This window comes from Oceanimonas baumannii (assembly GCF_002245495.1).
GTDB lineage: Bacteria > Pseudomonadota > Gammaproteobacteria > Enterobacterales > Aeromonadaceae > Oceanimonas > Oceanimonas baumannii.
The window spans coordinates 102,664-121,790 of the sequence record NZ_NQJF01000009.1 but is presented as its reverse complement, the minus strand read 5'-3'; the positions used below and the strand labels follow the sequence as shown (position 1 = coordinate 121,790).

The 19,127-nt window shown below is 56.0% G+C and carries 21 protein-coding genes; 15 read left to right on the top strand and 6 right to left on the bottom strand.

The features are described from left to right. Window positions 1-34 precede the first annotated feature (34 nt). Entirely contained in the window at window positions 35-1,573 is a 1,539-nt protein-coding gene (locus B6S09_RS11915; protein WP_243832885.1) for a M14 family zinc carboxypeptidase, read from the top strand. Here B6S09_RS11915 and B6S09_RS11910 read toward each other — a convergent pair. Further along, the gene (locus tag B6S09_RS11910; protein ID WP_094278710.1) at window positions 1,570-1,959 is read right to left on the bottom strand and encodes a SirB2 family protein; all 390 of its coding nucleotides are present in this window, start codon (window positions 1,957-1,959) and stop codon (window positions 1,570-1,572) included. The genes B6S09_RS11915 and B6S09_RS11910 overlap by 4 nt on opposite strands. Window positions 1,960-2,092: 133 nt before the next feature. Here B6S09_RS11910 and B6S09_RS11905 point away from each other — a divergent pair, with 133 nt between their 5' ends. Beyond that, entirely contained in the window at window positions 2,093-2,521 is a 429-nt protein-coding gene (locus B6S09_RS11905) for a DUF411 domain-containing protein (RefSeq protein WP_094278709.1), read from the top strand. On the opposite strand, the gene B6S09_RS11900 is transcribed toward B6S09_RS11905, so the two are convergent. Then, complete coding sequence (locus B6S09_RS11900; protein WP_094278708.1) at window positions 2,502-2,855, bottom strand: DUF2500 domain-containing protein; 354 nt, start codon at window positions 2,853-2,855, stop codon at window positions 2,502-2,504. The two genes, B6S09_RS11905 and B6S09_RS11900, sit on opposite strands and share 20 nt — an antisense overlap. Before the next feature lie 65 nt (window positions 2,856-2,920). On the opposite strand from B6S09_RS11900, the gene B6S09_RS11895 reads away from it, so the two are divergent. From B6S09_RS11895 to B6S09_RS11880, 4 genes are all read left to right on the top strand, one after another. Next, entirely contained in the window at window positions 2,921-4,696 is a 1,776-nt protein-coding gene (locus B6S09_RS11895) for an intermembrane phospholipid transport YdbH family protein (protein WP_094278707.1), read from the top strand. Further along, the gene (locus B6S09_RS11890; RefSeq protein WP_094278706.1) at window positions 4,696-4,878 is read left to right on the top strand and encodes a YnbE family lipoprotein; all 183 of its coding nucleotides are present in this window, start codon (window positions 4,696-4,698) and stop codon (window positions 4,876-4,878) included. Before B6S09_RS11895 ends, B6S09_RS11890 begins: the two co-directional genes overlap by 1 nt. 10 nt (window positions 4,879-4,888) lie before the next feature. Then, a complete protein-coding gene (locus B6S09_RS11885) occupies window positions 4,889-5,203 on the top strand; it encodes a YdbL family probable chaperone protein (protein WP_243832883.1) in 315 nt (104 codons plus the stop codon). A 174-nt stretch (window positions 5,204-5,377) separates the two neighbouring features. Further along, window positions 5,378-7,531, top strand: coding sequence for a S9 family peptidase (locus tag B6S09_RS11880; protein WP_243832882.1), 2,154 nt, complete (start codon window positions 5,378-5,380; stop codon window positions 7,529-7,531). 57 nt (window positions 7,532-7,588) lie between these two features. Here B6S09_RS11880 and B6S09_RS11875 read toward each other — a convergent pair whose 3' ends face one another. Beyond that, on the bottom strand, window positions 7,589-8,938 hold the full coding sequence (locus tag B6S09_RS11875) for a sodium-dependent transporter (protein ID WP_094278704.1): 1,350 nt from the start codon (window positions 8,936-8,938) through the stop codon (window positions 7,589-7,591). 311 nt (window positions 8,939-9,249) lie between these two features. On the opposite strand from B6S09_RS11875, the gene fabR reads away from it, so the two are divergent. Together fabR and B6S09_RS11865 are read left to right on the top strand one after the other, a co-directional pair. Next, a complete protein-coding gene (gene fabR, locus B6S09_RS11870; protein ID WP_094278703.1) occupies window positions 9,250-9,861 on the top strand; it encodes an HTH-type transcriptional repressor FabR in 612 nt (203 codons plus the stop codon). A gap of 22 nt (window positions 9,862-9,883) precedes the next feature. Next, window positions 9,884-10,261 (top strand): YijD family membrane protein, encoded by a 378-nt coding sequence (locus B6S09_RS11865; protein WP_094278702.1) that lies wholly within the window; start codon window positions 9,884-9,886, stop codon window positions 10,259-10,261. Between the two features lie 81 nt (window positions 10,262-10,342). Here B6S09_RS11865 and sseA read toward each other — a convergent pair whose 3' ends face one another. Further along, complete coding sequence (sseA, locus tag B6S09_RS11860; RefSeq protein ID WP_094278701.1) at window positions 10,343-11,200, bottom strand: 3-mercaptopyruvate sulfurtransferase; 858 nt, start codon at window positions 11,198-11,200, stop codon at window positions 10,343-10,345. Window positions 11,201-11,783: 583 nt separating this feature from the next. On the opposite strand from sseA, the gene B6S09_RS11855 reads away from it, so the two are divergent. After that, window positions 11,784-12,104, top strand: coding sequence for a putative signal transducing protein (locus B6S09_RS11855; RefSeq protein ID WP_094278700.1), 321 nt, complete (start codon window positions 11,784-11,786; stop codon window positions 12,102-12,104). A gap of 2 nt (window positions 12,105-12,106) precedes the next feature. On the opposite strand, the gene B6S09_RS11850 is transcribed toward B6S09_RS11855, so the two are convergent. Next, window positions 12,107-12,391, bottom strand: coding sequence for a DUF1145 domain-containing protein (locus tag B6S09_RS11850; RefSeq protein ID WP_094278699.1), 285 nt, complete (start codon window positions 12,389-12,391; stop codon window positions 12,107-12,109). Between the two features lie 2 nt (window positions 12,392-12,393). Further along, entirely contained in the window at window positions 12,394-12,987 is a 594-nt protein-coding gene (rsmD, locus tag B6S09_RS11845) for a 16S rRNA (guanine(966)-N(2))-methyltransferase RsmD (protein ID WP_094278698.1), read from the bottom strand. Window positions 12,988-13,119: 132 nt separating this feature from the next. Between rsmD and ftsY the strand changes: the two genes are divergently transcribed. The 6 genes from ftsY (at window position 13,120) to glpX (ending at window position 19,100) form a co-directional block, all read left to right on the top strand. Then, window positions 13,120-14,673, top strand: a complete 1,554-nt coding sequence (gene ftsY / locus B6S09_RS11840) for a signal recognition particle-docking protein FtsY (RefSeq protein WP_094278697.1) — start codon at window positions 13,120-13,122, stop codon at window positions 14,671-14,673. Next, entirely contained in the window at window positions 14,674-15,336 is a 663-nt protein-coding gene (ftsE, locus tag B6S09_RS11835; protein WP_094278696.1) for a cell division ATP-binding protein FtsE, read from the top strand. Further along, the gene (ftsX, locus tag B6S09_RS11830) at window positions 15,333-16,283 is read left to right on the top strand and encodes a permease-like cell division protein FtsX (RefSeq protein WP_094278695.1); all 951 of its coding nucleotides are present in this window, start codon (window positions 15,333-15,335) and stop codon (window positions 16,281-16,283) included. The genes ftsE and ftsX overlap by 4 nt, the downstream gene beginning before the upstream one ends. Before the next feature lie 177 nt (window positions 16,284-16,460). Next, window positions 16,461-17,318, top strand: coding sequence for an RNA polymerase sigma factor RpoH (gene rpoH, locus B6S09_RS11825; protein ID WP_094278796.1), 858 nt, complete (start codon window positions 16,461-16,463; stop codon window positions 17,316-17,318). A gap of 96 nt (window positions 17,319-17,414) precedes the next feature. Continuing rightward, entirely contained in the window at window positions 17,415-18,068 is a 654-nt protein-coding gene (gene can, locus B6S09_RS11820) for a carbonate dehydratase (protein ID WP_094278694.1), read from the top strand. Between the two features lie 24 nt (window positions 18,069-18,092). Next, entirely contained in the window at window positions 18,093-19,100 is a 1,008-nt protein-coding gene (gene glpX, locus B6S09_RS11815; protein ID WP_094278693.1) for a class II fructose-bisphosphatase, read from the top strand. Window positions 19,101-19,127: the final 27 nt, after the last annotated feature.

The window sequence follows — 19,127 nt, the reverse complement described above, 5'->3', positions numbered from 1 at the left end:
CCTATTGAAATTAATATAACTTTATGGGGTTGGTATGAGATGGTTGTTACTGCTGGCGGCACTGTGGGGGAGTGAATCATGGTCCCGTTCGGAGCCCTTGACGCCGCTAAAAGAAGCAAATTATTTGTCGCTGCCCGACAGCCACGATATTGACCAGTATCTGTTTAGCCTGGCGGCTGATAATAAACAGGCTCGTATGGTGGCTCTTGGGCATTCTGCCGGTGGCCGGCCGCTGTATGGGCTGCTGATTTCTGCTTCCCCGGCTTTTCTACAGCATTATCAGCCCGATACTGATAAGGCTACGGTGCTGGTGCTGGCTGCGCAGCACGGTAACGAGCCTGCCGGAGCAGAGGCTGTGCAGCAACTGGCCTCGGAGTTTGTCGCCGGCAGGCACCTGGCCTTGCTTGAGCGGCTGAACCTGGTGCTGGTCGCCATGGCCAATCCGGATGGGCGGGATCTGGCCCGCCGCCATAACGCCAATAACGACAATACCAATATCGATTATGTGGCGATGAACGCCGGTGAAACCCGTCTGTTGGTGAATGCGTTGAATACCTTTGATCCGGATCTGGTGTATGACGCTCATGAATCAGGGATCTGGAAACGGGTGCTGACCAGACAGCAGGGCTGGTTGACCGATGTAGAGGTGCAGTTTGAGGCAGGTAATAACCCCAATATCGATGCCCGCCTGCAGGACTATACCTCAGGGTTCCTGTTGCCGGCGCTGATCAAACAGGTGAACGAGACAGGCCTGAGGGCAGAGCGCTACCGGGGAGAAATTACCAGCCTGGAGCAGCGGGTGGCCCGGGGCGGGCTGGGGATTACCAATTTGCGTAACTACGCTGCTATGCAGGGGCGGGTATCGGTGCTGGTTGAAAGTCGCCTGGATAACAAAGGGGGCGATTATGTCACGCCACGCAATATTGCGGAGCGGGTCAGCAAACAGTATCTGGCGTTGTTCAGTCTGCTGCAGCTGGCCGCCGAAGACAGTGAACGGCTGATCACGGTATCACGTCAGGCTCGCCAGCACTGGCAGGCTGCCGGCAGTGGGCGCATGCTGAGCATGGATGTGCACTTTGCCCGTAATGAGGCACAGCCCGAGGTGAGCATTCCACTGGTGCGGCAGGCGGATGGCCAGCGCCGCTACCATGTGTTTGCCAATCATGATGCCATTATCGCGAGGGAGCCGGTCAGCCTGCCGCCAGCCTATGCCATTACCCGGGAACGGGAACGCATGGCGCGCTGGCTGCAGCGGCATCATATTCGTTTCACCACGGTGAGGGCTCCACAAGTGGTGCATGCCGGGTATATCCGGATTACTGACGTTATTCCCCAGCCCAGAGTCAAGCCGGGAGTGCGGGAAAAGTGGCGGGTACAGGCAGACACACAAGCTGGCGTGGCCACGCTGGGGCCGGGAGATTTGCTGGTGCCCATGGATCAGCCACTGGGTCCGCTGGCGGCGTTGATGCTGGATCCCCGGTCAGCCAATGCCCTCTATCAGGAGGAGGGCTGGCACTGGCTGATGCCGGGGCATTTTCCGGTATTTCCGGTAAGCCCCGACGGTGAGTTTTAAAGGGCCAGCCAGGACAGCGGCGATTTGCTGATGGCGGCACCATAGATGTAGGCAAAAATGGCGATGGCAGCGAGGGCGGCCGTCAGTCGCTGTCCCCGGGTTTTACCCCGTTTGATGGCGATGGTACCCACAATGATATAGCAGACCAGACCAATCACCTTGGCGGTCAGCCAGGGGCTGTTGCCAAAGGGGATCTGGTTAATACTGACCGCCAGCCAGATGCCGCACAGCAGCAACAGCGTGTCGTTGATATGGGGCAGAATTTTCAGCAGCTTGTTATTGATGCGGGCAGGGGAAGGCACTGCCAGCCAGGCTCTCAGCATAAACAGCACAATGCTGATAATGGCAAACATCATGTGCGCATGCTTAACGGCAAGGTAAGACATATTGGCTCCGGAGTTATACGTTATTAAAGCGGCTAGCATAACCGTTTGACGCCGGCCTGAATACCGGCAACAGGCGACTCGCAACCCAGGTTTTGTTAGTCTGTCGATGGGAGATTCATACAGGATAACCATCATGAAAAAGAGCTTACTGAGTCTGTCGTTGTTGCTGGCAGGTCCGGCCCTGGCAGCGTCGCCGTCCGTGACCGTTTACAAGTCGCCCACCTGCGGTTGTTGTGAAAGCTGGGTAGAGCACATGCGTGAGTCCGGCTTTGAGGTAAACAGCATAGATACCGAGCTGATGGGGGCGCTCAAGCAGAAGGCCGGCGTAGAGCCGCGGCTGGCTTCCTGTCATACCGCGCATGTGGATGGTTATGTGATTGAAGGACATGTGCCTGCGGCAGACGTGAAACGACTGCTACAGCAGCAGCCAGAGGTGCGTGGTCTGAGTATTCCCGGTATGCCGCAAAGTGCGCCGGGCATGGACATTCCGGGCACACCCTACGAGGTGCTTGGCTTTGACGAGCAGGGCAACACGGCGGTGTTCAGTCGCTATCCAGGCTGATGTCATCGGGTTCAAAAGCAATGAAACGCCGGCCGCGGAACACCAGGGTGCCGCTGCTGTTCAGGATCAGTTGCTCATAAAGGTGCTCACTGACCTGAAACTCCCGCTCCTGCTCGTGTCTCGGGCTGAAACTCACATAGAACTGCCGTCGGGGTGGCGGCAGCTCGGTTTCTTCCTTGGGGGTGCGGCCCATAAACTCTTGTATCCGTTTACCGGTAATCACTACCTTGAGGCTGTGTTCAGGCTGAATATGATCGTAAAAGTGCCGGTACAGTCGTTGTCCGACCACCACAAAAGCAATGATGATAATGCCCCAGAGTACAAATCTATCCATTCACGGTTTCTCCCTGTTACTCGGTTTAGCTTAAAGGCTGAATATGTTCGTGCAAGGAGTTTGGCATGATGATGCGGGTGCTGCTGGGATTATTGCTGTGCCTGCCTGGCGTGGTGGCTGCGGCACTGCCGGCCGGTCTGGAGCTGACGGCGCAGATGGAGCGGGCCTCGGTGCCGGCCTGCCCCCGGGAGCAGGCGCGACAGCTTGAGCTGCACTGGCGTAATGGTGAAGTGAGTGGCAGCCTGGATTACCTGGGGCTGGATCTCGCCTGCTCGCGCAGTGGTAATCAAGGGGCGCAGGGCGAAAGCGATGCATTGTCGTTATTGCTGACCCTGCCGCCGGTCGATTTCTCCATTGAACATTTTATGCTGCATCTGCCGGACAGGGCGCTGAGCGGACCCGCCCGGCTGCGTCACCGCGACGGTGACATTATTGTGCACTGGCAGGCTGAAAACGGTCCGCTATCCATTACCCTCACCCCCGAGCAAGGCGGCTGGCGCTGGCGCGGAGAATTGCCCGGTAATGTTTTATTACCCTCGTTGAGTAAACCCGTCAGCATGCAGGGCTACTGGCAACCCGGACAGGGCCTGCAAGTTGCCTTTGATACGGCGCTGCCGGAGCCGTTGACTGGCCGGCTTTCACTGGACGGGCAGCTGAATATAACTGCCGATGGCTGGCGGTGGGATCCGGCTTCCCGTCTGACAATTGACCGCCTGAGCTGGCGTCAGTTGCGGCTGAACGAACTGGTGTTGCAGCCGGCCGGCGCGCTGCCGCTGACCGGCATTGGCCACTGGATCCTGCGCTGGCAGGGTGGACACTGGCAGCAACAGCATTTGCCTGGGGCACAACTGACACTGGCGCTGGATGATCATCGCCATGGCACAATAACACTGGAGCTGGACCCGAAACTGAAGGTGCGTACTGACTGGCGCTGGCAGGAGGGGCTGGCCCTGACACTGCCGCCACAGTCGCTGTCACTGGCAAAAATGGCGGCCTGGCTGAATCGCTGGATAACCTTGCCTGAGCTGAATGTCGAACAGGGAGAGCTGGTGTTGTCAGGCCGGGCAGAGAATGTGCTGGATGGTGAGCAGCCGCTGACACTGACTCTGGCTCTGAAAGACGGTCGGCTGCGCCGGGGAGAGCTGTATGCCCAGGGGGTGAAAGGACAGGTTGAGGTGGTCCGGCACAACGGACAATTGAGTTTAGGGCGTCACAGCGGGCTGACCATTGCCGAGTTGAATACCGGTGTGCCGGTCACAAATATTCACGGTTCATTAAGCTGGCGTGATAACAGCCCCTGGTTGTCGGGGCTTACTGCTAATGTGCTGGATGGCCGGCTGGCGCTGTCGCCAATGAGATTGAGCACTCACTTACGTGGAGAGCTACACCTGCAGGATATTTCCCTTGCCCGATTGCTGAACCTGTCTGCGGTACCCGGCCTGACCGGTGATGGCAGTTTGCATGGCCGGCTGCCTTTTGTGCTGAATGACCGGATCAGCGTACAGAATGGCCGTTTGTGGGGGGATGACGGCTGGGTGTCTTACCAGGCCGGCGAGTCATTAACAGAGACGGCCGCAGATAACCTGTCATTGGGGCTGACGCTGGGGATGCTGAAAGATTTGCGTTATGACAGACTGAATGCCGACATGTCCATGTCGGAAGACGGTGAGGCGATTATTATGACCCGGCTGCAGGGGCGGGCTCCGGTAGGCGGGCAGTTGCACCCGGTTAACTTCAATTACCGTCATCAGGAAAACCTGTTACAGTTGCTGGCAAGTCTGCGCTTTGCTGAGCAGCTCAGTGAGCGGTTGCCGGCGCGGCTGCAAGGGGGAACGGAATAATGAAGCAAACCGCAATGGTGCTGACAGGTTTGTTGCTGACAGCCTGCACGCCGAGAGTGGAAGTAGTGGTTCCCGACAAACCCATTACGGTGAACCTGAATGTGAAAGTGGATCACGAGATCCGGGTCCGGGTGGATCGGGAACTGGAAAAACTGTTTGAACAGGAGCAGGAGCTGTTCTGAGGAGACTGATATGAGATGGTTGGCTATGATTTTGGCGGCAACCCTCAGCTTGTCGGCCTGGGCGCTGGATTTGCAGCAGGCCAAGCAGCAGGGGCTGATTGGCGAACAGGTAAACGGTCTGGTAGGAGCGGTACAGGGCAATGCTCAGGTAAGTGCCATTGTGAATGATATTAACCGCAAGCGGCTCGACAGCTACCGGGATATCGCCAAGAAAACCGGTACCAGCCTGTCGGTGGTGCAAAGCCGTGCTGGTCAGCTGAATATCGAGCGCACCCCTGCCGGGCAGTATGTGCAACTGGCCGATGGCCGCTGGCAACGTAAGTAATCACTATCCATAAAAAGGCCGCGTATGTGGCCTCATTTGACTTTTATTTTCATGTTGAGCGGTCATTTTCACCGGTTTTTCTGGCCTGGATGTCACTTCGCAGGTAATATTTGTTCGTTTTTTGGACAGTCTTGCCAGGAGTGACAGATGGGGAATAGGGTGCGACTTTGCCTGATGTTAGCATGGGTGGCGTGTGCCAAACCCTATGCCAAAGGAGCCGACGTGGACGTTAAACCGCCTGTCGCTAAAAAAATCCCCCATGTACTCTACAACCATGATGATATACGGGTAGATAACTACCACTGGATGCGTGATGACCAGCGAGAGTCTGCTGATGTCATCGACTATCTGGAACAGGAAAATCACTATAGTGAGCAGGTGCTCACTCCGTTGAACCAGCTGCAGGAAGAGCTGTTTCAGGAAATGGTGGCGCGCATTCGTCAGGATGATAATACGGTGCCTTATCTGAAGCAGGGTTGGTGGTATCGCACCCGCTATCAGCAGGGGCAGGAATACGGTATTACCGAGCGTTACCCGGATGGTCAGCCAGAGCAGGTGGAGTTATTGCTCGACGGCAATGAACGGGCCGAAGGGCAATCTTATTATGGCCAGGGCCAGATGGCTGTGAGCCCGGATCAGCAGACCCTGGCGTTTTCCGAGGACTTTGTATCCCGCCGCCAGTATCAGATCCGTTTCAAGTCGCTGCAAACCGGTGAGCTGTACTCTGAGGTGCTGGAAAACACCTCCGGTAATCTGGTCTGGGCCAAAGACGGTAACACCCTGTTCTATGTAAAACAGGATGAAGGCACCCTGCTGCCGTTTCAGGTTTATCGGCATACGCTTGGCACCGATCAAAGCCAGGATGTGCTGGTGTATGAAGAGCAGGATAGTGGCTTCTATACCAGCCTCTACAAGAGCCGCTCGGGTGAGTATATTTTTATTGGTTCCTGGAACACCGATGCCAGTGAACTGCGCATGATTCCCGCCGCTGAACCCTCTGCCGATCCTCAGCTATTTATGGGCCGCCGCCATGGTCATGAATATGATCTGGACCACTACGATGGCCGTTTTTACGTTCGCTCCAATAAAGATGGTGCCAACTTTGGTCTGTATGTGACGGATGGCATTGATGAACCGGGCCAGTGGCAGCCACTGATCCCGGCTCGCGACGATGTACTGCTGGAAGGGTTTGCCCTGTTCCGTGACTGGCTGGTGCTGGAAGAGCGCAGTGAAGGGTTGTTGCAGCTGCGTCGGAAACACAGACGCGAGAACACCGAACATCAGATTGAGTTTGATGACCCGGCTTATGTCAGCTGGATGGGCACTAACCCCGAATCCGATACGCCCTGGTTGCGTTACGGTTATTCTTCCATGACCCGGCCGTCCACTATTTATGAAATCAATATGGATACCGGGGAACGACGGGAGCTAAAACAGCAATATGTGGGCGAACACTTTAATGCCGGTGACTACCGCAGTGAGCGACTCTGGATAACCGCGCGGGATGGGACCCGAGTGCCGGTATCTTTGGTGTATCGTGCCGACCTGTTTAAATCGGACGGCATTAATCCGCTGCTGGTGTATGCCTACGGCTCTTACGGCGCCAGCATGGATCCGGACTTCAGCAGTTCCCGCTTAAGTCTGCTGGATCGGGGCTTTGTGTATGCCATTGCGCATGTACGTGGTGGCGAAGAGCTGGGCCGGGACTGGTATGATCAGGGTCGGCTGATGAGCAAACAGAACAGCTTTAACGACTTTATTGATGTCACCAAATCGCTGGTGCAGCAGGGCTATGGCGACCAGCACAGGGTATTTGCTTCCGGCGGCAGTGCCGGCGGCCTGCTGGTGGGGGCCGTGGTCAATATGGCTCCCGAGCTGTATAAGGGCGTGGTTGCTGTGGTGCCCTTTGTGGATGTGGTGACGACCATGCTGGATGAGTCGATTCCGCTGACTACCGGTGAATATGGCGAATGGGGCAATCCCAACAATGCCGATGCCTATCACTATATGAAGTCTTACAGCCCCTACGATCAGGTCAAGCCTCAGGTTTATCCCAATATGCTGGTGACCACCGGACTGCATGACTCCCAGGTTCAGTACTGGGAGCCTGCCAAGTGGGTGGCCAAATTGCGCGAGATGAAGATCGACGACAACCTGCTGCTGCTGCACTGTGATATGGACAGCGGCCATGGCGGCAAGTCCGGCCGGTTTGAAGCGTATCATGAGCTGGCCCGGGAATATGCCTTTCTGCTGGCGCTGGCGGATGAGGAGAAAGGCCCCAGGCTGGCTGCCGGCCTGAGTGCGCCGGACGATCAGGAAACCCGATAAGTAATTGAAAGAAAAGGGCCGCGATGCGGCCCTTTGTTGTTTGAGTGAGCGTCAGGCTTATCCGCCGATGGACTGAATGATGACCACAAGTACCAGTACTGGGCACACAAAGCGCACATACCAGGGCCAGATTTTCCAGAACAGACCCTGTTCTACATCGGGGCAACCGGCTTTGAGCTCGGCCAGCACCTTGTTGCGCTGCCATACCCAGCCGGCATAGAGAGTGATGCACATGCTGACCAGTGGCTGGGCATACTGGGTGGTCGCGGTGATCACCAGTCCGAACAGACTGCCGAAGTTAAATACGATAATGACGCTTATCAGGGTACACAGCGCAGTCATCAGCCAGGTGGCTTTAATGCGCGACATGCCGGTACTTTCAATTGCCAGGGAGACAGGTGCTTCCAGCATGGAAATGGACGAGGTCAGGGCGGCCAGTATCATCAGCAGAAAGAAGGCAAAGGCAATCAGGTACTGAGCCTGGCCCATGGTTTCAAATAATGCCGGCAGGACCGAGAACACCAGCGTATCGGAGCTGAGCAGGCTGCCGTCCTCGGCGAAAATGGCCACGCCATTGTGCTGGGCGACATACATGGCCGGCAAAATTAGCAGACCGGCAAGGAAAGCGACACTGGTGTCAAGCAGGGTCACCTGGGCGGCCAGCGACGGAATGCTGGACTGGCGGCTGAGGTAAGAACCGTACAGCATCATGACGGCAGCCCCCAGCGACAGCGAGAAAAAGCTCTGGCCCAGGGCGCCGATCAGTACGTCCCGGTTCAGTACCCGGGAAAAATCGGGTACCAGATAGGCTTTCAGTCCTTCGCCGGCACCGGGCTGGGTCAGCATATAGCCGGTGAGCACAATCAGCATCAGCAGCAGCAATGGCATCAGCCGGCTCGACCACTTTTCAATGCCTTGCTCCAGGCCGCGGCTCACCACATACAGGCTGAGCAGGGCAAATAATAGTGTGAACGCCAGATTGCGCGAAGTGGAAAAGGCGGTCAGCCAGCCGGCACTGTCACTCACCCCGGCCAGCCTTGCCAGCGGATCCAGTGCATAGGCGATAAACCAGCCCGAGACGATGGCATAAAAGGTAAAAATCAGGCTCACGGTGACGACGGCTGCCAGCCCCACCAGACCGGCAATGGCCTTGCCGGAGCGGTTGCCGGTCAGTTTTTGCAGAGCATGAAAGGGGCCTGCCTGGCCATGGCGGCCAATGGTGATTTCAGCCACCAGCATGGGATAACCCAGCAGCACTATCATCAGCAGATAAACCAGCAAAAAGGCACCGCCGCCATTGCTGGCTGCCTGAGTGGGAAAGCCCCAGATGTTTCCTACGCCAATCGCCGATCCGGCGGCGGCCATTACAAATCCCAGCTTGCTGCTGAATTGCGCCCTTGCACTCACGTCTGCTTGCTCCTGGTGGTTGTAAACTTAAGTGTACAGATAGCCATGATATAAAATTGCGAAGACTATGGAGTTTTGCAGAGTTTTTGTCAAAGAAAACTCTGTTCGTCAGCGTTCCATAGCGGTCAGGTTGTAAGAGCAAAGCAAAACATAAGGAGGTGCATAAAAAGAAAGCGCTGCCTCTTGGTGTTTTTCGGTTCGGCGCCTCTGACATCATTAATGGGAATCATCATAAATTAGCCGACCGGGGCTGACTGCTCTGCCATAAACAGGGTATGATCCGGCCATTAAAGATTTTAGCGTGGTGTGTCGTGGGTGTTCGCGCACAACAAAAGGAAAAGACTCGCCGTTCTCTGGTAGAAGCGGCGTTTCGTCAGTTGAGTGCCGAGCGCAGCTTTTCCGGCTTGAGCCTGCGTGAGGTAGCCCGTGAAGCCGGGCTGGCTCCCACTTCTTTCTATCGTCATTTCAAGGATATGGAAGAGCTGGGGCTGACTCTGGTAGACGAAGGCGGCCTGACGCTGCGTCAGTTAATGCGTCAGGCACGTCAGCGCATTGCCGATGGCGGTAGTGTGATACAAATTTCGATAAAAACCTTTATGGAATTTATCGATAATAGCCCTGATGTGTTCCGGTTGTTGTTACGGGAGCGGTCGGGCACTTCTGCCGCTTTTCGCCAGGCGGTAGCACGGGAGATACAGCACTTCACTGCTGAGCTTACCGACTACCTTGAAGAAAAGCAGAAGACCAGCCGTGACTATGCCGAGGCTCAGGCTCAGGCCATGGTCACCCTAGTGTTCAGTGCCGGTGCCGATGCGCTGGACATGAACGAAGAAGAGCGTGCCGTGCTGGCGGAGCGCATGATTCTGCAACTGCGTATGATCGCCAAGGGCGCAGATGCATATAACAAGGCAAAACGGCTCTAGGCCTAAATCAGGAAGGATTACTATGTCTGGAAAAAAGAATGTTCGCCGTAAACCCATTCTGCTGGCGCTGCTGGTAGGTCTGTGTGGTAACGCTACACTGGCCACCCTGAGCGTAAGCGAGCTGGCGTTTTCCGTGTTCCCCATCATTTCTCTGGCGCTGGCAGCATACGTGCTGTATCAGGAGTATCTGAGCGCGCCGATGGAAGGTGACACCCCGGTTTGTACTCTGCTGAGTTTCCTGGTGGGTGTATTTGGTTATTCTGCGTTTCTGCGCACCCAGTTTCCGGAAATGGGTACTAACTATCTGTCGGTGATGATCACCCTGGTGCTGGTGATTTGGCTGGCCATCAAGATGGGAGTGGCCGAGCGTCCGGTGCCCGAGGCCGAAGCGCAGAAGTAATCTGTTTGCTTTCGGAATAAAACCCGCCATATGGCGGGTTTTTTGTTTGTCTTTCGCTCAGTAAGAGCAGCCCTCCGTCCTTCAGGTATCCTTGTCGACCGGCAGGTGAGCCGAGGCGCCCCATTCGCTCCAGGAGCCGTCATAAACGGCAATGTTCTCGTAACCTGCCAGCTCTGCAGCGAGTGCCAGAATGGCTGCTGTTACGCCTGACCCACAACTGCATACCAGCTTTTGCTTATTGTCGAGCAAAGGCGCGAAGAGTGCGCGCAACTGCTCAGCAGGTCGCATGCTGCCGTCAGTCAGCACCTTATTAAAAGGCAGGTTCAGTGCTCCGGGCATATGACCGGCGCGCACACCCGGACGCGGGTCGGCAGCGGCACCGCTGAAGCGCTCGCGGCTGCGGGCATCCAGTACAGCATGTTCTCCGCTCAGCAGGGCTTGCTCGACTGAATTAGCGTCGGCAATCCAGCCAGGTTGTAACCGGGCGTTAAACCGACCAGGCTTCACTGCAGCGGGCTCCCCTTGCTCCAGTGGCATGCCGGCTTTTATCCAGGCGGGCAGGCCACCATTCAGTACCGCCACCTTACTGTGCCCCATGGCACGGAACATCCACCAGGCTCTGGGGGCGGCAAACAGCCCCAGGCTGTCGTAAATCACCACTGTCTGATCATTACTGATGCCGAGTGCTGAAACCTCGCTGCTGAACAGGGCTTCATCGGGCAGCATGTGCGGCAGGCTGGTGTTCTGATCTTTAATGCGGCCATCAAAATCAAAAAAACGGGCACCGGGAATACGTTGTTGCCGCCATTCTTCAACGCCATTACGGCCGCTGGCGGGCATATGCCAGCTGGCATCCAGTACGACCAGGTCTGCATGATCGAGATGTTGAGACAGCCACTCTGGTGTGGCCAGTGGAGAGGATAATTCCGATTGGTTCATAAAGCCTCCTTTAATAGATAAGTTTATCCTAAGAAAGCCCCGTCAGACGTGCCACTGTTTTTGTTGTTGTGAAATAGCATGACGATAATGCCCTGCATGATTGTAAGAGATCTCTCACGTTCAGTGTGGGAGAAGGCGCTTTCGTATGCAGATTTGACGTCGTGTTTTGTGTGTTTTATGTTTTAAAACAACTGGTTAACTTTATTCTTTGCCCGGCTTTGCATAAATGTATTCTTTTTTCTCAGACAGTCGGCTTGAGGCAAAGGGAAAGTTCTCTATAGTTAGTGGTGCAAGGAGCAAGGAAAGTTGGTCAGGAAAGACCGGCTGCCAGGAACGGCGAAAGGATCACCGCAGGATGCGGTAAGGGACACCTCCCCGGACGGAGATAGTCATGCAGCTCAGGATGAACTGCGGTCAGGATGACCATAAGGACACGCCGACGGAACGGTAAGAGGATCGCCTTAAGGAAAAGGTATTGTCAGGGATTGCAGGGAGCAACTTGGTTTAAGGATTAACCATACGACAACCCAAAAGGGGGTGACATGACGTCACCCCCTTTTTCTATTGTGTCTGGCAGGGCCGAATGAGTAACTGGATTGTGGTGTTTGAGGCTGCCAACAGCCTGGAAGCACATACCCTCAAAGGGGCGTTGGAAAGCCGTGGTATGGCAGTGCAACTGAAAGGTGAAGCACTGTCGGGGGCCTTGGGAGAGTTGCCGATGGATGTGGCTCGGGTGACCTTGCTGGTGCAGGCAAATGACTGGCAGCAGGCGCGGGAGTTTATACAGGGCTATCAGCAGCAAGGCGGGCGCAGCTGGCGTTGCAGACAATGCGGCGAAGAAAATGACGCCAGCTTTGAGGTTTGCTGGCAGTGTGGTTCCGGACCCGAAGGCCCGGAACGCTAGTTTCAGCGTTTCTGCTGTTCGCTCAGTTCTTTCAGACGGGTCCGGTGACGGTGCATGGCAAAGGAACCGAATACCAGCACTTCCAGGTAGTCAACGGTACTGGGGTTAAGCAGGCTGGACACCTGTTTCAGCATCAGCATCTGCAGTATGTGCATCACCAGTACAACGGCTCCCAGGATCAGCGGCGTGGAGCCGGCCTCAGCAAAACCGGGTCCGAGCAGGGCATAAATAATACCGCCCCAGAATACCAGCATGACCAGCCGCATTAGCAGGTTGAGTACCTTCATTATTACATTTGCTCCCTTTGGTAGAGTTGATAAGTGACCTGGCCGGCTTGTTTGTCTTTATATAGCTGCCAATTGGCGGGAAGGGCAGGTAGTGCCAGCCCTTGTTCCCGCTCGATATAAATAAGGGCACCGTCGTTGAGCCAGCCATTGGCTTCAAGCAAGGCACAGACATTGGGTAACAGTTCCTTGTGAAAGGGGGGGTCGAGAAACACCAGGTCAAAGGGCTGTGCCGCCTGTTGCAGATATTGCTCGGCGTCAGCCTGCACCACAGTACCCGGTGCGGCCGGTAATGTGGCCAGGTTGCGTTTGAGCTGGGCAGCCACGGTGGCGTCCTTTTCTACCAGCACGACCTCGGTCGCATGGCGCGACAGGGCTTCAAATCCCAGGCTGCCGCTTCCTGCAAACAAATCCAGGCAACGCCGATCGCGAATATCAAACATCAGCCAGTTAAACAGCGTCTCTTTGATTCTGTCTGTGGTCGGCCTGAGCCCCTCACTGTGCAGCACCGGCAGTTTTCGCCCACGCCACTGACCGCCGATAATTCTTATCTGGCCTGTGGCCGGTGGAGTTTTTTTTCCCGGTTTTGCTTTTGCCATCTCGTTTCGCCGTCTTTCAATAAAGTGCTAGTATAAGGCGGTTTTGCACCCATTAAGGGGCGTATATTCTAATGAAGCGGCCGATTAACGGCCAGCCCTAATCGTCCCGAACAACAGCGAGTATTGGCAATAATGGCGAAAAAAGGTTTTTTCTCCTGGCTGGGCTTTGGCAAAAAGAAAGATGAACAGCCGGAAGAAGCACAGGAACAGCAAATCCCCCAGGATGTGGTGGAGTCGGACGCGAAAGCCGAGGAAGAAGCGCGTTTAACAGCCGAAGCGCAAGCAGCGGAAGAAGCGCGTCTGGCGGCCGAAGCCAAGGCAGCGGAAGAAGCGCGTCTGGCGGCCGAAGCCAAGGCAGCGGAAGAGGCCCGTCTGGCGGCCGAAGCCAAGGCAGCGGAAGAGGCCCGTCTGGCGGCCGAAGCCAAGGCAGCGGAAGAAGCGCGTCTGGCGGCCGAAGCCAAGGCAGCGGAAGAAGCACGTCTGGCGGCCGAAGCCAAGGCAGCGGAAGAAGCCCGTCTGGCGGCCGAAGCCAAGGCAGCGGAAGAAGCGCGTCTGGCGGCCGAAGCCAAGGCAGCGGAAGAAGCCCGTCTGGCGGCCGAAGCCAAGGCAGCGGAAGAGGCCCGTCTGGCGGCCGAAGCCAAGGCAGCGGAAGAAGCCCGTCTGGCGGCCGAAGCCAAAGCAGCGGAAGAGGCCCGATTGGCAGCCGAAGCTGAAGCTGCCGAGCAGGAGCGTCTGGCTGCTGAAGCCGCCGCCAAGGCCCCCAAAAAAGGCTTTTTTGCCCGCCTTAAAGCGGGTTTGCTTAAAACCCGGCAAAATCTGGGATCGGGCTTCTTTGGCCTGTTCCGGGGCAAGAAAATCGATGATGATTTGTTCGAAGAGCTGGAAACCCAGCTGCTGACTGCGGATCTGGGCGTGGAAACCACTATGTCGATCATCGATAACCTGACCAGTCAGGCCAGCCGCAAGCAGCTCAAGGACGGTGAAGCCTTGTATGAGCTGCTGAAGGAAGAAATGGGTGGCATTCTTGCCAAGGTGGATCAGCCGCTGAAGATCGACAGTGAGCACAGGCCGTACGTTATTCTGATGGTCGGTGTCAACGGCGTAGGCAAGACCACGACTATCGGCAAGCTGGCCCGTCAGTTCCAGGCCGAAGGCAAATCGGTGATGCTGGCTGCCGGCGATACCTTCCGCGCTGCGGCGGTAGAACAGCTTCAGGTGTGGGGTGAGCGCAACAATATTCCGGTGATTGCCCAGCATACCGGTGCCGATGCTGCCTCTGTGATTTATGACGCGGTGGAGGCCGCCAGAGCACGCAAGGCTGATGTGCTGATTGCCGATACTGCGGGTCGCCTGCAGAACAAGGCACACCTGATGGAAGAGCTGAAGAAAATCGTGCGGGTTATGCAGAAAATTGACCCTGCCGCGCCCCACGAGATCATGCTTACCCTGGATGCCGGCACCGGCCAGAATGCGCTCAGTCAGGCCAAAATTTTCAATGAGGCTGTGCCCATCACCGGTATTACCCTCAGCAAACTGGACGGTACCGCCAAAGGGGGCGTTATCTTTGCAGTGGCCGACAAGTTTGGCATTCCCATTCGCTATATCGGCGTGGGTGAGCAAATCGATGATCTGCGTCCTTTTAATGCCTCTGAATTTATTGAGGCGCTATTCAGCCGGGAAGACTAAATGATCCGCTTTGAGCAGGTTAGCAAGGTATACAGCGGCGGCTTTCAGGCGCTGCAAAAGGTCAGCTTTCATTTGCAGAAGGGTGAAATGGCATACCTTACCGGCCACTCCGGGGCCGGTAAAAGCACCCTGCTCAAACTGATCAGCGTCATGGAGCGGCCCACTGATGGTCAGGTGTTTTTTAATGACCAGAATGTCAGCCGTATCGCCCGTCGCGATATTCCCTTCGTGCGCCGGCGCATCGGGATGATTTTTCAGGATCATCATCTGATCCAGGGGCGCACCGTATTCGACAATGTGGCACTGCCGCTGGTGATTGAAGGCTACAGTCACCATGATATTCAGCGGCGGGTATCAGCCGCCCTGGACAAGGTCGGCCTGCACGGCAAGGACCGTTATTTCCCACCCATGTTATCGGGCGGTGAGCAACAGCGGGTGGGCATTGCCCGGGCCATTGTTAACAAGCCATTACTGCTGCTGGCAGACGAACCTACCGGTAACCTGGACCCCGAGCTGTCCATGGATATTCTGCGGCTGTTTGAGGCCTTTAACCGGGTAGGGGTCAGTGTATTGATCGCGACCCACGATACCGGCCTGATCAATGCTCAGCGTTATCGTACCCTGTGCCTTAACGCCGGCCGTATGCAGGAGGAGCAGGCATGAGCAATATTCATAAGCTGGCCTGGCACCAGCGTCTGGCCATGTATTGGGTGGACCACCTGCGGCAACTGTTTGCCAGCCTGGGTGAACTGTGGCGTACGCCATTAAGCTCGCTGATGACCATTGCCGTGCTCGGTGTCAGTCTGGCGTTGCCGGCAAGTTTCTACGTTTTGCTGAAAAACGCCGAGTCGGTCAGCAGTTTCTGGCAGAGTCAGGCCCAGATCAGCCTGTACCTGAAGCAGAATGCCAACGACGGCGACATTAAGGCATTGCAGACCAGGCTGGAGGGCATGAGTGAGATCCGGCAGGTTATCCACATCAGCCCGGAGCAGGGCCTGGCAGACTTCAGTGGTGCCGCCGGTTTTGCCGAGGCTCTGGATCTGCTTGAGCAAAATCCGTTGCCGGCGGTGCTTATCCTGAATTTGTCGGAAAGCGGCCGCCTGCCCGAAGCGGCTGAATTGCTGCTGGCCGACATGAATGCAGAGCCCCTGGTTGCGACTGCGCGGCTGGATATGGCCTGGCTTGCCCGGCTGTCGGGTATTGTCGACCTGCTGCGTCAGGCCGTGGTCGGCATCGCCGTGTTGCTGCTGGCCGGCGTGCTGTTGGTGGTGAGCAATACGCTGCGGCTTAATATTCTCAGCAGTCGTTATGAGATTGAAGTGATGAAGCTGGTGGGGGCGACTGACGGTTTTATTCACCGGCCTTTCCTCTATGTGGGGCTTTGGTACGGCATTATCGGCGGTCTGCTGGCCTGGTGGCTGACGCTGGTCATGGTGGTCTGGCTCAGTAACAAGGTCAACGCGCTGGCTGCGCTTTACCAGAGCAGCTTTGAATTGCTCGGGCTTGGGCTGAATGAAAGCCTGCTGCTGGTGCTGACTGGTACTCTGCTCAGCCTGATGGCATCCGGTTTTTCCGTGCGTCGTCACATAAGAGCGATCGAGCCGGCTTGAACCATAAGGGCAGACTGTGGTCTTATGGGGGCAGCACAAACCGGTGCTTCCCTTGACTTTTGATGGTAAATCCATAAATTTTCACCCACCGGCAATCAGCCGGGGGAGTCGACAAAGTCATTGCAAAGCAAGCAACCGAAGCCGTTTATACGGAGTCATGTAATGAACACGAGTTTGATGACGACAGATTTACAGCGCCATTTTGCCCTGGTTCCCCAAGGCAGCCTGGAGGCCTATATCCAGGCAGTGAACACTATTCCCGTGCTCAGCGCGGAGGAAGAAAAGTCTCTGGCAGAGCGCCTGCAGAATGAGGGCGACCTGAGTTCGGCCCGTCAGCTGGTTATGTCGCACCTGCGCTTTGTGGTGCACATTGCCAAGAGTTATGCCGGCTATGGCCTGCCCCAGGCGGATCTGATCCAGGAGGGCAATATCGGCCTGATGAAGGCGGTAAAACGTTTTGATCCGGGTGTGGGTGTGCGCCTGGTGTCTTTTGCAGTGCACTGGATTAAGGCCGAAATCCACGAGTATGTGCTGCGCAACTGGCGTGTAGTCAAGGTGGCGACCACCAAAGCCCAGCGCAAACTGTTCTTCAATCTGCGCAAGTCCAAAAAACGTCTGGGCTGGTTTAATCAGCAGGAAGTGAACCGGGTGGCTGAGGATTTGGGCGTCTCTGCATCTGAAGTGCTGGAAATGGAATCTCGGATGAGCGCTCAGGATCAGGCCTTTGATCTGGCATCAGATGACGATGATCGCGAAGGCAGCTTTGCACCGGTGCACTACCTGGAAGACAAAAGCTCAGATGTGGCGACCCAGGTCGAAGAAGCCAACTGGGAGCATTCTGCCAATCAGCGGCTGCGTGCTGCACTGAGAACCCTGGATGAGCGCAGCCAGCATATTATTCAGGCCCGCTGGCTGGATGAGGACGACAAGACGACGTTGCAAAGCCTGGCCAACGAATACGGTGTTTCCGCCGAACGCATTCGTCAGTTGGAGAAAACGGCACTGAAAAAACTGAAAGCTGCCATGGATTCATGATCAGCTGCAGTGGATTATCGGTGTTTGAAAGGCCCCCCATGGGGCCTTTTTTCCGCCTACCTTTTAAATATCAGAGACAGAACGGCAGGTAGTATCATGAGAATGCTGAAGCACTTGTTTGACAATAACCGCGATTGGTCTGAACGCATTAAAGCGGAAGATCCCTCCTTTTTTGAAAAGCTGTCGCTGCAGCAGGCACCGGAATATCTGTGGATTGGCTGTTCCGACAGCCGGGTGCCCGCTAACCAGCTGACCGGGCTGCTGCCTGGCGACGTATTCGTACACCGCAATGTGGCGAACCTGGTGGTGCATACGGACTTTAACTGTCTGTCGGTGGTACAATATGCCGTTGAAGTGCTTAAGGTGAAGCACATCATTATTTGCGGCCATTACGGCTGTGGCGGTGTACTGGCTGCCATGCAGAACAAGGAGCTGGGGCTCATTGACAACTGGCTGCGCAATATCAAGGACATCTGCCATAAGCACGAAGAAGCGCTCAGTGCCATTGAAGATCAGCAAACGCGGGAAGATTATATGTGTGAGCTGAACGTGGTTGAGCAGGTGGCCAACCTTTGTCACACCACCATTGTTCAGAATGCCTGGAAGCAGGGACAATCCCTGTCGGTGCACGGCTGGGTTTACGGCATCAAAGACGGCCGGCTGCACGATCTGGATATGTGCGTGTCGGGCATGGATCAAATCCCCGATGTATACCGTGTATTCCGCCAGCGTATTCTGGGTGATGAATAATAAATTACTGTGTAGGAAATTTTCATGAGACGTGAACTGGCCATCGAATTCTCCCGGGTCACCGAAGCCGCTGCTCTGGCTGGCTACAAATGGCTGGGCCGGGGCGACAAGAACATTGCCGATGGTGCTGCCGTGGCGGCCATGCGTCATGTGCTGAACGAAATAGAAATCAGCGGCGAAGTAGTGATCGGTGAGGGTGAGATTGATGAAGCACCCATGCTCTATATTGGTGAAAAAGTCGGCCTTGGCGGGGATGATGTCGACATTGCCGTTGATCCCATAGAAGGTACCCGCATGACCGCCATGGGGCAGTCCAACGCGTTGGCGGTGATGGCCGTGGGCGAAAAGGGTGCTTTTCTGCGTGCTCCCGACATGTATATGGAAAAGCTTATCGTGGGTGCGGAGGCCAAGGGGGCCATCGACCTCAGCAAGTCCATTGAGCAGAACATCAAATCGGTGGCCAAGGCGCTGAACAAGCCGCTGTCTCGCTTTACCGTGATCACCCTGGCCAAGCCCCGTCATGATAAAGCTATTAAGACCATGCAGGCTCTGGGTGTGCGGGTGTTTGCCATTCCTGACGGTGATGTAGCTGCGTCTATTCTGGCCTGTATTCCGGAAAGCGAAGTTGACATGCTCTACGGCGTGGGTGGTGCACCGGAAGGGGTTATCTCTGCTGCTGTGGTACGTTCCCTCGACGGTGATATGCAGGCCCGTCTGCTGCCTCGCTACGAAGTGAAAGGACCGGATGAAGAAAACCTGGCTGCCGGCAAGGCCGAAATCGAGCGTTGCAAGGAAATGGGTATCGAAGTGGGTACCGTGCTCAGGCTGGAAGACATGGCTCGCACCGACAACGTTATCTTTGCTGCCACCGGCATTACCAAAGGGGATCTGCTGGAAGGTATCAGCAGTGACGGCAATTACGCGCACACCGAGACCCTGGTGATCCGGGGCAAATCCCGCACTGTGCGCCGTATTCGCTCCACTCATATTCTGTCGCGCAAGGATCCCAAGCTGCAGGACATTATCCTGTAACGCGTCCATACCGGCCAAAAAAGGGAT

Excerpts from the sequence above, each read along its gene's own strand:
- B6S09_RS11915 (WP_243832885.1), top strand. The coding sequence starts at position 35 with ATGAGATGGTTGTTACTGCTGGCGGCACTGTGGGGGAGTGAATCATGG.
- B6S09_RS11910 (WP_094278710.1), bottom strand. The coding sequence starts at position 1,959 with ATGTCTTACCTTGCCGTTAAGCATGCGCACATGATGTTTGCCATTATC.
- B6S09_RS11905 (WP_094278709.1), top strand. The coding sequence starts at position 2,093 with ATGAAAAAGAGCTTACTGAGTCTGTCGTTGTTGCTGGCAGGTCCGGCC.
- B6S09_RS11900 (WP_094278708.1), bottom strand. The coding sequence starts at position 2,855 with ATGGATAGATTTGTACTCTGGGGCATTATCATCATTGCTTTTGTGGTG.
- B6S09_RS11895 (WP_094278707.1), top strand. The coding sequence starts at position 2,921 with ATGATGATGCGGGTGCTGCTGGGATTATTGCTGTGCCTGCCTGGCGTG.
- B6S09_RS11890 (WP_094278706.1), top strand. The coding sequence starts at position 4,696 with ATGAAGCAAACCGCAATGGTGCTGACAGGTTTGTTGCTGACAGCCTGC.
- B6S09_RS11885 (WP_243832883.1), top strand. The coding sequence starts at position 4,889 with ATGAGATGGTTGGCTATGATTTTGGCGGCAACCCTCAGCTTGTCGGCC.
- B6S09_RS11880 (WP_243832882.1), top strand. The coding sequence starts at position 5,378 with ATGTTAGCATGGGTGGCGTGTGCCAAACCCTATGCCAAAGGAGCCGAC.
- B6S09_RS11865 (WP_094278702.1), top strand. The coding sequence starts at position 9,884 with ATGTCTGGAAAAAAGAATGTTCGCCGTAAACCCATTCTGCTGGCGCTG.
- sseA (WP_094278701.1), bottom strand. The coding sequence starts at position 11,200 with ATGAACCAATCGGAATTATCCTCTCCACTGGCCACACCAGAGTGGCTG.
- B6S09_RS11855 (WP_094278700.1), top strand. The coding sequence starts at position 11,784 with ATGAGTAACTGGATTGTGGTGTTTGAGGCTGCCAACAGCCTGGAAGCA.
- B6S09_RS11850 (WP_094278699.1), bottom strand. The coding sequence starts at position 12,391 with ATGAAGGTACTCAACCTGCTAATGCGGCTGGTCATGCTGGTATTCTGG.
- rsmD (WP_094278698.1), bottom strand. The coding sequence starts at position 12,987 with ATGGCAAAAGCAAAACCGGGAAAAAAAACTCCACCGGCCACAGGCCAG.
- ftsY (WP_094278697.1), top strand. The coding sequence starts at position 13,120 with ATGGCGAAAAAAGGTTTTTTCTCCTGGCTGGGCTTTGGCAAAAAGAAA.
- ftsE (WP_094278696.1), top strand. The coding sequence starts at position 14,674 with ATGATCCGCTTTGAGCAGGTTAGCAAGGTATACAGCGGCGGCTTTCAG.
- ftsX (WP_094278695.1), top strand. The coding sequence starts at position 15,333 with ATGAGCAATATTCATAAGCTGGCCTGGCACCAGCGTCTGGCCATGTAT.
- rpoH (WP_094278796.1), top strand. The coding sequence starts at position 16,461 with ATGACGACAGATTTACAGCGCCATTTTGCCCTGGTTCCCCAAGGCAGC.
- can (WP_094278694.1), top strand. The coding sequence starts at position 17,415 with ATGAGAATGCTGAAGCACTTGTTTGACAATAACCGCGATTGGTCTGAA.
- glpX (WP_094278693.1), top strand. The coding sequence starts at position 18,093 with ATGAGACGTGAACTGGCCATCGAATTCTCCCGGGTCACCGAAGCCGCT.